This is a genomic window from Streptomyces sp. TBY4 (assembly GCF_024213195.1).
Taxonomy (GTDB): domain Bacteria; phylum Actinomycetota; class Actinomycetes; order Streptomycetales; family Streptomycetaceae; genus Streptomyces.
The window spans coordinates 188,993-204,183 of record NZ_JANAVF010000015.1; the positions used below are offsets into that span (position 1 = coordinate 188,993).

A 15,191-nucleotide genomic window follows, 5' to 3' on the forward strand; every position below is an offset into this window, starting at 1 on the left:
GGGCGGCCGGGGCGGCGGCCCGTCAGCCCGCCGCGGCGCGCTTGGTGAGCTCGATGTCGGCGGTCGGCGGGCCGGTGCGCCCGCCGGGCACACCGGCGGAGCCGCTGTTGTCGAGCGGGTTCGGGTCGGCCGTGTCCGAGCGGGCGGTCGCGGTGTTCCGCGGGCCCGTCCCGTCACCGGTGTACGCCGGGTCCAGGCGCACGGTGAAGGTCCACGACCGGACCCCGCCCGGGTCCAGCGTCGCCGCCGTCCCGCAGGTGACGTCCCGGCCGGCGGCGGTGCAGCCCCCGGCCGACGAGACGAACGCGAGCCCCGCCGGCAGCGGGTCGGCGACCGTGACCTTCCGGGCCACCGACGGCCCGGCGTTGCGTACGGTCACCGTGTACGCGAAGGTCTCCCCGGGGGCCACGGGGGAGCGGCTCTCGGCGGCCTTGACCAGCGAGAGGTCGGCCTGGGCGGCCGCCACCCCGCCCGGCGGAGCGGCGGCCGCGCTGGTGTCGTTCGCGGACCGCGGATCGGTGACGGCGTGCCGGACCGACGCCACGTTCCCGAGGTCCGAGCCGTCCCCCTGGTAGGCCGGGTCCAGCCGGACGCGTACGGTCCACGAGGTGCTCGTACCGGCGCTCAGCTGCTCGCGGACCGGGCAGGACAGCTGCTGGCCCGAGGCCGTGCACCCGTCGGCGGAGGAGACGAACCGCAGCGGAGCCGGCAGGGTGTCGGACATCTGGACGGCGCTCGTGTGGGAGGGTCCCAGGTTCCGTGCGGTGATCCGGTACGCGAACTCCTGCCCCGGGACCACCGGTCCGGAGCCGGCCCCCTCCTTCTCCGCGGCGACGTCGGCCCGCGCCGTCACCACCGTGGGCGCCGCCGTGGAGCTGTTGTCCGCCGGATTGGTGTCGGTACGGTCCGCCGGGGCGGTCACGGTGGCCGTGTTGGACAGGGAGACGGGCTGCGCCGGGGCCGTACCGGTGACGGTGTAGGTGACGGAGCCGCCCCGCAGGAAATCGGCCGTGGTGTCCAGGGCGTTCCCGCTGCCGGAGGCCCGTCCGCAGGTCCCGCCGGTGCCGGCGCGGCAGGTCCAGGTCACGTCGGTCAGCCCGGGCACGGTGTCGCGCACGGCGGCGCCGGTCACCTCGTTGGCCTGGCTGTTGGAGACGGCCAGGGTGTAGGTCACCGGTCCGCCGCCGGCGGGCACGGTCGCGGGGGAGCCCGTCTTCGTGATGCTCAGGTCGGCCGGGACGTTGATCTGGAGGCGGTTGATCTCGTGCACGTTCGTCGCGCCGCCGGTGCTCCCGGAGAACCCCACCTTCAAGGTGGCGGGCAGCTTCGGCTGGCCGCTGATGCCCGTGACGTCGAAGTCCGTGATCAGCGCGGTCATGGCCGTGCCGGGGCCGCTGTCCGAGGACACCGAGAGGAGCATCTTCGTACCGCTGGGCAGGAGGGAGACGCGCACCGTGCGCTCCTTGGCGCGGCTGCCGGTCTCCACTGTCCTGCCCGGCCCGTCGGCGGCCGTGGCGTAGCGGTATCCCGTCCTGCCGTTGCCTCCGCCGCGCACCACGATCTTGTTGGGCTGGGGGCCCGGGCCGCCGACTCCCACCGAGTTCGAGGAGAAGTTGCCGAACTCGTCCAGCCCGATGCCGAGGTACGCGCCCGGTACGCCCGAGGCGGCGCAGACGTCCGCCGCGCCCGAGCAGGCGTAGCCGAGGGCCCCGCCGGAAGGGCCCGTACCGTCCGCCGCGGCTCCGTCGACCAGGTAGAACGACAGCCCGTCACCCCGCTTGCCCTCGAAGGCGGTTCCCCCGTACGTGGCGTAGCCGAACTCGGCGATGATGCCGAGGGTGGAGGGGAAGGAGTCCTTCAGCTTCCAGGTGCCGGCCTGGGTGGAGCTCGCGGACGTCAGCCGCAGCCAGCCGCCACCTTCCGGATAGCTCGCGTGGCCGCTCGTGCTGCCCAGGTTGGTCGAGCTGTCGAAGGTCTCGTTGACGGGGAAGGCGAGCGCGCGGGGACGGGGGCCGTCTGCCGGGGCGGCCGTCACGGGGGCGGCGAGGGCCCCGGGCAGGGCCAGTGCCGTGGTGCACAGCAGGGCGGTGGCGGCCCTGCGCCACCACCGGGCACCCCGGGGCGCCGTCGTACGGGGCCGTCCGCCGGTCACGGGCGCCGCACCCGGAACGCCGCCCGCAGCGCGGCCCCGCAGGCCACCAGCCCGGTGGAGGTCCACAGCAGCCAGGCCGGGACCGTGGTCCCGGAGTCGGCCAGGTTGCCGTGGTCGCCGTGCTGCTCCCGGCCGTCGGGGTGGTTGCCGTGATGGTCGTCGCGGCCGTGGTGGCCGTCCTCTCGACCGCCGTGTCCATCGGGCCGGCTCTCGCGCCCCTCGTCCACCAGACACAGCCGGCCGCCGCCCGGCCCCGTGGTCCCCGGCCGGTTGGCGTTGTCGGAGAGGTCGGGGTCGAAGCTCGCCGTGGTGACGCGGGCGATGTTCTCGATGGGCGTGCACCGGCCGGTCGGCGGCCGCGCCGCCCGGTCCCCGGTGACGGCACGCACCGTGATCCGGTACTCGGCCGTCGCCCCGGCCGCCAGGCGGTCCAGCGGCGGACAGGTCACCAGCCGGTCCCCGTCCTTCGCGACGGCGCAGTCGTCGGGTGAGGAGAGCAGGGCCAGCGAGGAGGGGAGCAGGTCGGTGACCCGGACCTGCCGCGCCGTGGCCGGGCCCTCGTTGCGGACCGTGATCAGGTACGTGAACTTGTCGCCCGGCCGGACGTGTTCGCGCCCCTTCGCGAGCAGCGCCGTCTTGCGGAGCGAGAGGTCCGCAGTCCGCGCGCTGGGCGGAATCTCCAGTCCGGTCAGGGAGGAGGTGTTGTTCCGGGAGTCCGGGTCGGACGTCGCCGAGTCGACGACCGCTTCGTTGACGATGTCCGTACCGTCCCCGCGGTAGCCCGCGGCGAGCCGTACGGTGATCACCCACGCGTGCGAGGCGCCGACCGCCAGCGTGGCCAGCGGTCCGCACACCACCGTCCCGGCGCCGGCGGTGCAGCCGTCGCGGGAGGAGACGAATTCGAGGGAGAGCGGCAGCCGGTCGGTGACGCGGACCTGCCGGGCGGTGGAGGGTCCCCGGTTGGTCACCGTCACGACGTAGTCGAAGGTCTCCACTGCCGCCGCGACGGGGTTCTCCCGGCTCTCAGGGCCCTCCCGGTCGGCGGCCGCCGTCGGCCGCACGGTGCCCGACACCGCGAGATCCGCGCTCTCCCCGAGCTGCCGCGAGGGGGCGGGGGCGTCGGCTCCGACGTCGGCTCCCTGCGCCTGCTCCGCGTCGCCGGAGGGTCCCGCTCCGGGGGGCGGCTGCCCCGTACCGGCGGCGGGAGCCACCGTAGCGGCGGACGCCGCGGGCTCCGGGGATCCGGACGGGGCGGCGCCGGGGTCCGGCGGGGCCGATGCCGCGGAGGGCGCCGCGGAGAGGAAGCAGCAGGCCGCCAGCGCGGAGAGCGCGGCCACCGTGCGCCGGGGCCGGTACGGGCCGTCGGCGCGGCTTCTCACGACACGTCGCATCGGCTGCCCTTCGGGGAAGAGGACTCGCCCAAGGAGGACCAGTGTGGTGATCTATTCACACAAATAGGCAGGAAGGGGACGGCTGATTCGCTCTCTTCTGACCAATGGGTGATCGAATTCAGCCCGTCGGCCGTACGTCGTGGGCCGTACGCCCCCGCCCGGTCCCGGCTCAGCCGCGGGCGGCGTGCAGTCCCTCCGCGACGGGGTGGTGGCCGCGCCGGCGTCCCGCCCCGGACGGCCACTGGTGGGCGGCGACGGCCGCGGCGGCGAGGGCGACGGCGCCCAGGAGCGCCGTGGCCCAGCCGAGCCCGGCCTTCGCCCCGGCCCAGCCCGCGAGCGGATAGGTCAGCAGCCAGGCGGCGTGCGACAGGGAGAACTGGGCGGCGAACACCGCCGTCCGGTCCCCCTCCGGCGCGGCCCGCCGCAGCACCCGGCCGGCGGGCGTGAGCACCATCGAGCACGCCGCCCCGAACACCGCCCACGTGCCCAGCAGCGCGGGCCGGCGCCAACCGCCGCTGTCCGCCGAGGTGATGACGCCGAGGGCGCCGAACGCCGCGGGGAGCAGTAGGGCTCCGGTCAGCATCACCCGCCGGTCCGGGCGGTTCTCCAGGATCCGCGGCAGGGCCAGCGCCACGGCCATTGAGCCGGCCCCGTAGGCGCCGAGGGCGAGGGCGACCCACCCGGCGGACAGCCCCAGGAACTCCCGTACGTACACGACCGAGTTGACCGTGACCACGGCTCCGGCGGCCGCGACCGCGAGGTTCATCGCCAGCAGGGAACGCAGCTGCGGGGTGGCCAGGAACAGCCGCGCCCCCGCGGTGGCCCGGGCGTACGCGCCCGGCCCGCTCCCGGCGGAGGCCCGCGCCCGCCGGGGCAGGGCGGCGGACACCACGAGCGCGGACGAGGCGAGGAAGCCGGCCGCCGTGCCGAGGAACAGCCGGTCGTAGGTGGCCATCGACAGCAGCGCGGCCGCGAGCGCGGGACTGAAGAGGCTCTCCAGGTCGTAGGCGAGCCGGGACAGGGACAGGGCCCGCGTGTAGTCGCGCTCCTCCGGCAGGACCTCGGGGATCAGGGCCTGGAAGGCCGGGGTGAAGGCGGCCGAGGCGGTCTGCAGCAGGAAGATCAGGACGTAGACCTGCCACACCTGGCTCACGAGGGGCAGGCAGAGCGCGATCCCCGCCCGGACCAGATCGGATCCGGCCAGGAGCGCCCGGCGCGGCAGCCGGTCGGCGACCGGAGCGATCGCCGGCGCGATGACCACGTACGCCACCATCTTGATCGCGAGCGCCGTGCCGAGCACCGAGCCCGCCTCCGCGCCCGCGAGGTCGTACGCGAGCAGGCCTAGGGCCACGGTGGCCAGGCCGGTGCCGGACAGGGCGATGACCTGGGCGCCGAACAGGCGGCGGTAGGTGCGGTCGCGCAGCACGCTCGGCATGCGATCCCCCTCCGGGCCGGGTGGTGGGTGCGGGGCTCCAATGTATCCACACGTGCGCACCTGCGCACATGTCTGGTGGACCGCGGCCCCGCCCTTGCCCCGTCCCGGCCCTCCCCGGAGCGACCTACTCTGTGGGGTATGCCCGCTCGCGAACCCCAGCCACCTGCACCCGATGCGCACCTACGGGATCCCGACAGGGCGCGCCTCATCGAGGCGACCGAGGTCTTCGCGATGCTGTCCGACGTCACCCGGCTGCACCTCCTGTGGCTGCTCGCCCGGGAGGAGTCGGACGTCGGCTCGCTCGCCGAGCGGTGCGACGCGTCGAGGACCGCGGTGAGCCAGCACCTGGCGAAACTGCGGCTGGCGGGCCTCGTGGACACCCGCCGCGAGGGCCGGCGCATCCACTACAGCCTGCGCGACGGGCATCTGCGCCGACTCGTCCTGGAAGCCCTCAGCCACGCCGACCACCGGGTCAGCGGAACGGCCCCGCACAACTGACCCCGCGACGGCGCGCCCAACGCCCTCGCGGGAGTCGTCACCGGCGTCGGATTCATCGGAGGCGGCCTGGTCTTCCGGCAGAGCCGCACCGAGGGCGACCTCGTCCACGGAGTGACGCCGACCTCCTCCGGCTGCACGGAGAGCGCAGCCCCAGCGCCGAGGACTGACAACCCGCCCGCGCGTTCCACGCGTTCGGCCGGTTCCGTCGATTCCGCCGATGCGCCCCCACTCCTTGGATAGCTGCACTATCCTCTCCGCGTGGATCAGCTGATCGTCGAAGACCCCACCCGCATCGGCCCGTACCGTCTGATCGCCCGGCTGGGCGCCGGCGGCATGGGCCTGGTCTACCTCGGCCGCTCCGAGGGCGGGCGCACCGTCGCCGTGAAGGTCGTACAGGCCGAATACGCCGGGAACCCGGAGTTCCGCAGGCGCTTCGCCCGGGAAGTCGCCGCCGCGCGGCGGGTGGGCGGGAGCTGGACCGCGGCCGTCCTGGACGCCGACCCCGAGGCCGCCGTGCCCTGGGTGGCGACCCAGTACATCCCCGGGCCCGACCTGCACGCCGTGGTCGCCAAGGACTTCGGGCCGCTGCCCGAGCATTCCGTGCGCACCCTCGCCAACCGGCTCGCCCTCGCCCTGCAGGCCGTGCACGAGGCGGGCCTGATCCACCGCGACCTCAAGCCCTCCAACGTCCTGGTCACCGTCGACGGCCCGCGCGTCATCGACTTCGGCATCGCCCGGGCGATGGACAGCCTCGCCGGGGACAGCCTGCTCACCCACACCGGCATGCTGATCGGATCGGCCGGGTTCATGTCCCCGGAGCAGGTCCGCGGCCTCGAACTCACGCCCGCCAGCGACGTCTTCTGCCTCGGGGCCGTCCTCGTCTACGCCGCCACCGGACGGCTCCTCTTCGGAGCCGGGGACACCGGCCTGAATGCCCACCTTTTCCGGGTCGCCGAGGAGGAGGCGGACCTCACCGGCGTGCCGGAGGGCCTGGCCGGCCTCGTCGGCGCCTGCCTGCACAAGGATCCGGCCCGGCGGCCCACCCCCGCGCAGGTCGCCGAACGCACGGCGGCCGACGAGGCGGGGGAGTGGCTGCCGGGCGCGGTCCTGGCCCAACTCGGACGCCATGCCGCCCAATTGCTGGACTACGCCCCGGCGCGGCAGGCCGAGCCCGAACCCCCCGCCGCAGTGCTGGACCCCCGGGTCCCCTCCCCGCGCCCCCACCTCCCCCCGCCGCCACCCGCGTACGCCCCCACGGCCCCGGCCCACTTCGGCCCCGCGCAGGGCTTCGGCCCACCGCCGCCCGTCCCCTCCCCGCGGAGCGGACACCGGCGGGGTCTGGCGGTGGCCGCCCTGGTGCAGCTGATGGTGGTGCTCTCCGCGCTCGTCTTCGGCATGGCGCTGCCGGACGTCCAGGCGGACCTCGACGTCGAGTACGGCGGCCTGAGCGCGCTGTTCACCGCCTACGCGGTCTCCTTCGGCGCGCTGCTGCTGCTCGGCGGGCACCTCGCGGACCGCGCGGGACGCAAACGGACCCTGCTCATCGGCCTGGCCGGATTCGCGGCGGCCTGCCTGCTCGGAGGCACGGCCGCCGATTCCGGCCTGCTGATCGCGGCCCGCGTCCTGCAGGGCGCTTCCGCCGCCCTGCTGACACCGGCCGCGCTCTCCCTGGTCACCGCCGGTGTCACCGACCCCAGGGAGCGGGCCCGGTCCTTCGGGGTCTACGCGACGTTCGCGGGCGGCAGTTCGGTGCTCGCGCTGCTCGCCGGCGCATCGCTCCTCGGAAGCCTGGGCTGGCGCTGGTGCCTGTACGCCCCCCTCGCCCTCGCCCTGCTCGCCCTGATCGGCGTGCTCACCCTGCCGCAGGACCGTCCTGACGCCGCCGGCTCGCGCCTCGACGTGCCCGGCGTCCTGCTCGGTTCCGGCGGACTCGCCGCCCTCACCTTCGGCCTCGGCAAGATCGGGTCCACCGGCGGGGTCAACGCCCTGGTGCTGATCCTGCTCGCCGTCGGCGTCGCCCTGCTCGCGGCCTTCCTGCGGTCGCAGACGAGGTCGGCGAACCCGCTCCTCGCGCCGTACGTCTTCACGGACCGCAACCGGATCGGCGCCCTCCTCGCCCTGCTCCTGGCGGGCGCGGGCACCCTCGCCCTCTTCTCGTCCCTGGCCTTCGAACTGGGGCATTTCCGCGGCTACATCTCGGGCGCGACCTGGATCGCCCTCCTGCTCATGATCGCCTCGATCGTCATCGGCTCCACCCAGGTGTCCGCCCGGCTGGCCCACCGTGTCGCGCCCCGGGTCCTGATCGCGGGCGGCCTGGTGCTCGCGGCCATCGGGCTCGCCCTGGCGCGTGACAACGGGTACATCTCCCTGGAGCGGTCCCTGCCCAGCCTGGTCCTCACGGGCCTCGGCATCGGCACGGCGCTCGTGCCGCTGTTCTCCGCCGTGACCGCCGGCGTCGCGCCCCGGCACGCCGGCGGGGCCGCGGCAGGCATCGCCACGGCCCAGCACCTGGGCGAAGCGGTCGGCGGCGTGCTGCTCTCCCTCGTCCTCGCCTCCCTCTCGCCTGCCGAGGCGACCCAGGACTGGATCCCCACGATGCTGGGCGGCTACGCGACGGCGCTCTGGTGGGGCTTCGGCGCCCTGCTCCTGGCAGCCCTGACCGGCGGCCTGATGGTCACCTCCAGGGAGCCCCGGGACGCCGAGGGCCGGGCCGCCGGACTGCCCCGCTAGGCGGTCCGGCCGCGGCCCGCCCGGGCCGGTCAGCCCCGGCCGCGCACCAGCGTGAACACCGCGCCCTCCGGGTCGGTGACCACCGCCAGCCGGCCGCTCAGGCCCTCGCGCGGCGGCTGGACGATCCCGCCGCCGAGCCGCAGCACCCGGGCGGCGGCCGCGTCGGTGTCCTCCACCTCGAAGTACGTCATCCAGTGCGGCCCCCGGTCGTGCGGCAGGGAGCGGCCGACCCCGTGCACCGCCGCCACCGGGTGGCCCCGCAGGGACAGCGTGAGGTAGTCGAAGTCGTCGCCGGCATCGCCCGTGCCGGCGTGCGCCCGGGCCTCGTGGCCGAAGACGTGCTCGTAGAACTTCCCGACCGTGGAGGTGTCCTGCGTGACCAGCTCGTGCCACACCGGGGTGCCGGGCCCGCCGGCGAGCGGGGTGCCCAGGTGGGCCGACGCCTGCCAGAGTCCGAAGATCGCGCCCAGCGGGTCCGAGCAGATCGCCACCCGTCCCGCGACCCCGGCGTCGAGCGGGCCCACCGCGACGGTGCCCCCGCAGGAGCGGACGGATTCGGCCGTCGCGTCGGCGTCGTCGGTGGCGAGGTACGTGGTCCAGGCCACCGGGAGCTGGCGGTCCGGCGGCATCTCGCCGATGCCGGCCACCTCCCGCCCGCCGAGCATGGCCCGGACGTACGGGCCCAGCTGCTCGGGGCCGGGCTCGTACTCCCAGCCGAACAGGTCGGCGTAGAACTCCTCGGTGCTCCCGAGGCCGTGCACCATCAGGCTCGCCCAGCACGGCGTGCCGGGCGTGCGCCGCGTTGCTTCCGATGCCTCGGTCATGTCAGCCGTCTCCTCCGTCGTCACGCTCGTGACCCTTCCCGGAGCTGATGCTTCCACTCCGGGGGGCCCGGCGCGCCCCGACCGGCCGGGTTTTCCGGGAGCCGGGCGAGATGACCGGAACAGTGCGGCCCGTCGATGTACATCGTGTTACGCGGGGTGTGGGGCGGGGAGCAAAATGGCCCGCATGACTGCGAACACGACCCCCTTCCCGCTCGTCTCCGCCGCCGATCTGAAGGAGGAGCTGGCCGGCCCGCGGCCGCCGGTGCTCCTGGACGTCCGCTGGCAGCTCGGCGGCCCGAACCTGCGGCCCGAGTACGAGGCCGGACACCTCCCGAACGCGGTCTACGTCGACCTCGACGCGGAACTGGCAGGCCCGGCGGGCTCCGGCGGCCGGCACCCGCTGCCGGATCCCGAGGAGTTCGGGGCGGTGATGCGGCGGGCCGGGGTCTCCTCGGACGCGCCGGTGGTCGTGTACGACGGCGGCCTGGGCTGGGCGGCGGCCCGCGCGTGGTGGCTGCTGCGCTGGACGGGTCACCCGCGCGTGCGGGTCCTGGACGGGGGACTGGCCGCGTGGAAGGCCGGTGACGGTCCGCTGTCGGCCGAGGTCACTCCTGTGAGCGAGGGCGATTTCAAGCCAAATCCGGGTGCCGTCGGACTGCTGGACGCGGACGGAGCGGCGGCGCTGGCCCGGACGGGTGTGCTGCTGGACGCACGCGCGGGCGAGCGGTACCGGGGCGAGGTCGAGCCGATCGATCCGGTCGGGGGCCACATCCCGGGAGCGCTGTCGGCGCCGACCACGGAGAACACGGGACCCGAGGGCCTGCTCCTGGACCGCGACGCCCTGCGGGCCCGCTTCGAGGGCCTGGGCGTGCACGCCGGCGCCGACACCCCGGTCGGGGTCTACTGCGGCTCGGGCGTCTCGGGCGCCCACGAGGTCCTGGCGCTGGCGGCGGCGGGCATCCCGGCCGCGCTGTACGCGGGCAGCTGGTCGGAATGGTCCGCGGACCCGTCGCGCGAGGTGGCGGTCGGCGAGCTGCCGGGCTAGGGCCCCGGCCGGCCCCGGCTTGGCTTTCTATCCGGGCCCGGTCCCCGACGGCGGCCTCCGCCGCCGGGGACCGGACCCGGTCCGTGCTACTCCTGCTTCTTGCGGCGGGTGCCGAAGACGATCTCGTCCCAGCTCGGCACCGCCGCGCGGCGGCCCGGGCGGACCCCGTCGGCCTCCGCCTGCCGGTCGGTCGTGCCCGTCAGCCGGTCCCGGTGTCCCGCGACCGTGCGCGGCATCAGCACGTCCGCGTACGCGGAGCCCGCACCGGCCGAGGCCGAAGCGGCGGGCGGCTCCTCCACCTCCGGCTCCGTCACCGGCTCCGGAACCACCATGTCGCCGCGGAAGCTCGGGACCGCCTCCAGCAGGGCCGTCAGCGTGTCCCGTTCCTCCTCGGGCTCCGGCTCCGGCGCCGGAACGGGAGCGGTGGGCCGTTCCATCTGGCGGTCGAGCGCCCGGTCCAGCGGCCGGTCGCGCGGCAGCCGGGCGATCCTCGGCACGAACGGGAAGCTCGGCTCCGGGGTCGCCGGAAGGTCGTCCGACTCCCCGATCAGCGAGCGGGCCTCGTCGTCGACGGCCACGACCAGCCGGCGCGGCGGGTCGTACGTCCAGCTCGCCGAGTGCGGTTCGCCCGCGACCCGGTAGACCAGCAGGACCTCCCAGGTGCCGTCGTCGCGGCGCCAGGAGTCCCACTGGACGGATTCCTTCTCGGCCCCGCGGAGCGAGAGCCTCTCCTGCACGGCCTCGCCGAGCTGGGGACCGGTGTTCTCACCGGGCCGGCGCACGGGGGTCTTGCGGGCCCGCTCCGCCATGAACGCGCGCTCGGCGAGCACGGGGCCCTCGAAGCGGCGTACGCGGTCGACGGGGATGCCGGCGAGCTGCGCGACCTCCTCAGCGGAGGCACCGGCCCGTATGCGGGCCTGGATGTCGCGGGGGCGGAGGTGGCTCTCCACCTCGATCTCGATCTGGTTCAGGCGCGCACGGTCGTTGCGCACGGCAGCCCGGAGACGCTCGTCGATCGGAAGCGTGTACTCCGTGCTGTCCGCAGCCTTGAGCACCAGTCGTGTGCCGTCATTTGAGACGGCCACGACACGCAGTTCGGGCATGGGGACCTCCCGGGTGGTGCCTGCCGACGTCACGTGCGTCGCTGCTTCCGCTAGTCGAGTGTGGCCTGCCCGGGTGCAGCCTGCCACTACCTTGCCGAGTTAAACCGGCGTGTCGGGCATGCGCCCTTGATCGCTGTTATGGCACGGTTACCTGTTGGGCACGCACAGTGACCGAACGATTACTGTGCGCAGCAGGATCCCGTGCAATACCGCGGCATCACCGGTCTCGAGTGCCGTTTTTCCATCAGCCGGCCCCCTCTCCCGAGTCCGGACATCCGTAAGGAAGGACGGCCCCAGGGCTCGCCACAGTACTCCATTCGGGCCACCTGGGTGGACCGCCGCGCCGCCGAACTTGTCCCGGACGGCGGGAGTTGGGCTGCCCGGGATCGGGTCCACATCCGGCCGGACCTGCGCGTGCGCCCGTTTTCGGGTGTCTTGCTTCACACAATCCCCGGAAACGGAACTATCCGTTTCGCTGATCTGTCAGTAACGGGAGAAGGCGTTGGAGCGCAAGGGGCAGGACACGCAGGGGATGGCGATGGGTCAGAAGACGTTGCTGGACATCGAGCCGGGGCGGGAGAAGGAGAAGAAGAAGCTCGACCTGAGCGCGGCTCAGGTCGCGGGTTCCTCCCTCGCCACGGTGGCGGCGGCCCTGCTCGCCTCGCAGATGGGCGTCTACGGGACCATCCTCGGCGCCGGCGTGGTGAGCGTGGTGGCCACCGCGGGCGGCCCCGTCATCCAGCACTTCTTCCGCCGCACCGGCGACCAGCTCCGCGAGACCGCCCGGCCGAAGGCCCGTCAGGTCCCGGTGGAGGAGCCCCTGGAGGGATGGGGGCCGGAGGGGACGATGATGCTGGGCCAGGTCGCGCCCCCGCCGCCTCCGCCCCTCGACGAGGAGTTCGGCGAGCCCACCGTGCACGGCAGCCGCGGACGGGGCTGGAAGCGCACGGCCGTGGCCTCGGCCGCCGTCTTCGCCCTGTCGATCGGCGGCATCGCCACTTACGAGGCGATCTCCGGGAACGCGGTCAGCTCGGGGGACACCACCACCTGGGGCGGTACGGCCCGCAACGCGAGCGACAGCAAGCCGCGTCAGGAGCAGGGCCCCGGCACCGGCGAGAAGGGCGGGAAGACCCCGGACGCGGGGAACTCGCCGAGCCCCTCGCACCCGAAGGAGAGCCCGAGCCCCGATGCCGACCGGAGCCCCTCGCCCTCCCACTCCCCGTCCCCGCAGTCCTCGCCGTCACCGTCCGCGTCCCCCGAGGCCTCGCCGAGCCCGTCCCCCGACGGGTCGCCCAGCCCCGGCGCGACACCGGGAGGCGGCAAGGCGACCCCGGGCGGGGGCGGCTCCGTGAAGGAGTCGCCCGCCCCCTGAGCCCTTGGCCCGGCTCAGTCGCCCAGGCTCAGTCTCCCAAGACCCGCCGCAGGTAGTCGTTGCCGAAGACCCGGTCCGGGTCCAGTCGGTCCCGGAGCGCCGTGAACTCCCCGAAGCGCGGGTACACCCCGGCGAAGTACTCCGCGTCCCGGGTGTGCACCTTGCCCCAGTGCGGCCGCCCGCCGTACTCGGTGAAGATCCGCTCGGCGGCCGTGAAGTAGGCCTGGTACGGGGTGCCCTTGTACATGTGCACCGCGATGTAGGCGCTCTCGCGGCCCGAGGCCGTCGACAGGGTGATGTCGTCCGCCGGGGCCGTCCGCACCTCCACCGGGAAGCTGACGCGGAGGTCGGAGCGGTCCACCATGGCCTTCAGCTCCCGCAGCGCCTCGACGACGCGCTCGCGCGGGAGGGCGTACTCCATCTCCACGAACCGGACCCGGCGCGGGCTGGTGAACACCTTGTACGGGATGTCCGTGTAGGTGCGCGCCGACAGGGCGCGGCTCGCGATCCGGGCGATGGAGGGGATGGCCGCCGGGACGGCGCGGCCGAAGGAGTTGACGGCCTGGAAGAGGCCGTTGGACAGCAGCTCGTCCTCGACCCAGGCGGAGACCGCTCCGGGCGGGGCGGCCGGACCCTGGCTGCGGTTGTTGCGCTTGGTGTTGCAGTTGCCGGTGTGCGGGAACCAGTAGAACTCGAAGTGCTCGTTCTCCGCGTGGAGCTGGTCGAACTCGGCCGTCACCCGCTCGAAGGGCATCGGCTCCTCACGGGCGGTCAGGAAGAAGAGCGGCTCCACGGCGAAGGTGAGCGAGGTGACCACGCCGAGCGCCCCGATGCCGAGGCGGGCCGCCGCGAAGACGTCCGGATTCTCCTTCTCGGAGCAGGTCAGCAGCCGTCCGTCCGCCGTGACCAGCTCCAGACCGCGGATCTGCGCGGCGATGGAGGCCGAGTCGCGGCCGGTGCCGTGGGTGCCGGTGCTGGTGGCGCCCGAGACCGTCTGCTCCATGATGTCGCCCATGTTGGTGAGCGACAGGCCCTCCTTGGCGAGGGTCTGGTTGAGGTCCTTGAGGACCGTGCCCGCCGCCACCGTGACCGTGCCGGCTTCCCGGTCGATGGACAGGATCCCGGCCAGCGCCTGCGGGCGGATCAGTACGCCGTCGGTCGCGGCGGCCGCGGTGAAGGAGTGGCCGGTGCCGACCGCCTTCACCTTCAGCCCGTCCCCGGCGGCCCGGCGGACCGCCTCCCGGAGCTCCCCGACCGAGGCCGGGGTGATCACGCGCGCGGGCGTGGCGCTGACGTTGCCCGCCCAGTTATGCCACGCGGCGGTCCGTGTCCCGCTGCTGCCTGCTGTCCCCGTCGTCGCCATCGTTGGAAGGCTCCTCCCCTTGCGTCGGCCTCGTCAGCCGGCGGTAACCCGCGAACGCAACCGCCGCCGCGGCGGCCCCCGCCGAGATGGAGACGACGTACCCGGTCCTCGCGCCGGCGGCGTCGATGACCCAGCCGGCCACGGAGGACCCGAGCGCGACCCCGACCGCGAGGCCGGTGCCCGTCCAGGTCATCCCCTCGGTCAGCTTCGCGCGGGGGACGTGCGTCTCTATCAGGGCCATCGTGGTGATCATCGTGGGAGCGATGGCGAGGCCCGAGACGAAGAGCGCCACGGCCAGAAACGGAAGGTTCCCGGCCAGTAGGAGGGGGATCATACTCACGGCCATCGCACATATGCCCAGCACCCACCTGGGTTCGGCCCGGCCCTTGAGGTGGAGCAGGCCGAAGACGATGCCGGCGAGGCAGGAGCCGACCGCCCAGACGGCGAGGATGAAGCTGGCCCAGGACTTGTGCCCCTGCTCCTCGGCGAAGGCGAGCGTGACCACGTCGATGGAGCCGAAGATGGCCCCGGTGGCCACGAAGGTGGCCACCAGCACCTGGAGTCCGGGGGAGCGCAGCGCCGAGGTCCGGTCGGAGTCCTCGCCGCGCGGGTGCGGGGCGGGCTCGGTGGCGCGCTGCGCGGTCAGCCACCACACGCCCACCAGCAGGCAGACCGCGGCGACCAGCGGGCCGGCCTCGGGGAACCAGGTGGTGGAGAGCCCGATGGCGACGATCGGCCCGAAGATGAAGCAGACCTCGTCCAGCACCGATTCCAGGGAGTACGCCGTGTGCAGTTCGCGCGGGGAGTCCCGGTAGATGGCCGTCCACCGGGCGCGGATCATCGCGCCCACGCTGGGCACGCAGCCGGCGAGCGCCGTGAAGAGGAACAGGGTCCAGTCGGGCGTGTGGTTGGCCGCGCACAGCAGAAGCCCGGAGACGGCCAGGACCGCGAGCAGGCTGGCCGGGCGCAGGACGCGGCGCTGGCCGTACTGGTCGACCAGGCGGGAGACCTGCGGACCGATCACGGCGGCTGAGAGCGCGAGGGTGGCGGTGAGCGCTCCGGCCAGCGAGTAGCGGCCGGTGAGCTCGGAGATCATCGTCAGGATGCCGATGCCGACCATGGAGAGCGGCAGCCGGCCGATGAGGCCGGCCGCGCTGAAGCTGCGGCTCCCGGGAGCGGCGAAGATCGCGCGGTAGGGACTGGGCAAGGGGTGCCCTCCGTAAGGGACGTCATTGGCCCATACAGGTTACGGCCGCACACAAGCCGCCCGCGCGGGGA

The 15,191-nt window shown here is 74.2% G+C and carries 11 protein-coding genes; 4 read left to right on the forward strand and 7 right to left on the reverse strand.

What is annotated here, in order from left to right; all coding sequences use genetic code 11:
* Positions 1–22: 22 nt before the first annotated feature.
* The 3 genes from NLX94_RS39465 to NLX94_RS29870 all read right to left on the reverse strand — a co-directional run bounded on the left by NLX94_RS39465 (position 23) and on the right by NLX94_RS29870 (position 4,978).
* Positions 23–2,152 carry a hypothetical protein gene (locus tag NLX94_RS39465; protein ID WP_254386220.1) on the reverse strand — a complete coding sequence of 710 codons (2,130 nt, stop codon included), beginning with the start codon at positions 2,150–2,152 and terminating at the stop codon, positions 23–25.
* Positions 2,149–3,543, reverse strand: coding sequence for a DUF11 domain-containing protein (locus NLX94_RS29865; protein WP_254386221.1), 1,395 nt, complete (start codon positions 3,541–3,543; stop codon positions 2,149–2,151). Before NLX94_RS29865 ends, NLX94_RS39465 begins: the two co-directional genes overlap by 4 nt.
* A gap of 169 nt (positions 3,544–3,712) precedes the next feature.
* A complete protein-coding gene (locus tag NLX94_RS29870; protein ID WP_254386222.1) occupies positions 3,713–4,978 on the reverse strand; it encodes an MFS transporter in 1,266 nt (421 codons plus the stop codon).
* A 138-nt stretch (positions 4,979–5,116) separates the two neighbouring features.
* Here NLX94_RS29870 and NLX94_RS29875 point away from each other — a divergent pair, with 138 nt between their 5' ends.
* Both NLX94_RS29875 and NLX94_RS39130 read left to right on the forward strand, forming a co-directional pair.
* Entirely contained in the window at positions 5,117–5,476 is a 360-nt protein-coding gene (locus NLX94_RS29875) for a metalloregulator ArsR/SmtB family transcription factor (protein ID WP_250742946.1), read from the forward strand.
* Between the two features lie 258 nt (positions 5,477–5,734).
* Positions 5,735–8,206, forward strand: coding sequence for a bifunctional serine/threonine protein kinase/MFS transporter (locus NLX94_RS39130; RefSeq protein ID WP_308402578.1), 2,472 nt, complete (start codon positions 5,735–5,737; stop codon positions 8,204–8,206).
* Positions 8,207–8,235: 29 nt separating this feature from the next.
* On the opposite strand, the gene NLX94_RS29890 is transcribed toward NLX94_RS39130, so the two are convergent.
* On the reverse strand, positions 8,236–9,030 hold the full coding sequence (locus NLX94_RS29890; protein WP_254386223.1) for a VOC family protein: 795 nt from the start codon (positions 9,028–9,030) through the stop codon (positions 8,236–8,238).
* Positions 9,031–9,214: 184 nt separating this feature from the next.
* Between NLX94_RS29890 and NLX94_RS29895 the strand changes: the two genes are divergently transcribed.
* Positions 9,215–10,075 (forward strand): sulfurtransferase, encoded by an 861-nt coding sequence (locus NLX94_RS29895; protein ID WP_254386224.1) that lies wholly within the window; start codon positions 9,215–9,217, stop codon positions 10,073–10,075.
* An 86-nt stretch (positions 10,076–10,161) separates the two neighbouring features.
* Here the strand turns inward: NLX94_RS29895 and sepH are convergent, their stop codons facing one another.
* Positions 10,162–11,178 (reverse strand): septation protein SepH, encoded by a 1,017-nt coding sequence (sepH, locus tag NLX94_RS29900; RefSeq protein ID WP_254386225.1) that lies wholly within the window; start codon positions 11,176–11,178, stop codon positions 10,162–10,164.
* 538 nt (positions 11,179–11,716) lie between these two features.
* Between sepH and NLX94_RS29905 the strand changes: the two genes are divergently transcribed.
* Positions 11,717–12,550 (forward strand): hypothetical protein, encoded by an 834-nt coding sequence (locus tag NLX94_RS29905; RefSeq protein WP_254386226.1) that lies wholly within the window; start codon positions 11,717–11,719, stop codon positions 12,548–12,550.
* Between the two features lie 28 nt (positions 12,551–12,578).
* On the opposite strand, the gene NLX94_RS29910 is transcribed toward NLX94_RS29905, so the two are convergent.
* Together NLX94_RS29910 and NLX94_RS29915 are read right to left on the reverse strand one after the other, a co-directional pair.
* Positions 12,579–13,913 carry a D-arabinono-1,4-lactone oxidase gene (locus NLX94_RS29910; RefSeq protein ID WP_254386227.1) on the reverse strand — a complete coding sequence of 445 codons (1,335 nt, stop codon included), beginning with the start codon at positions 13,911–13,913 and terminating at the stop codon, positions 12,579–12,581.
* The gene (locus NLX94_RS29915; protein WP_254386228.1) at positions 13,858–15,120 is read right to left on the reverse strand and encodes an MFS transporter; all 1,263 of its coding nucleotides are present in this window, start codon (positions 15,118–15,120) and stop codon (positions 13,858–13,860) included. Before NLX94_RS29915 ends, NLX94_RS29910 begins: the two co-directional genes overlap by 56 nt.
* Positions 15,121–15,191 lie beyond the last annotated feature (71 nt).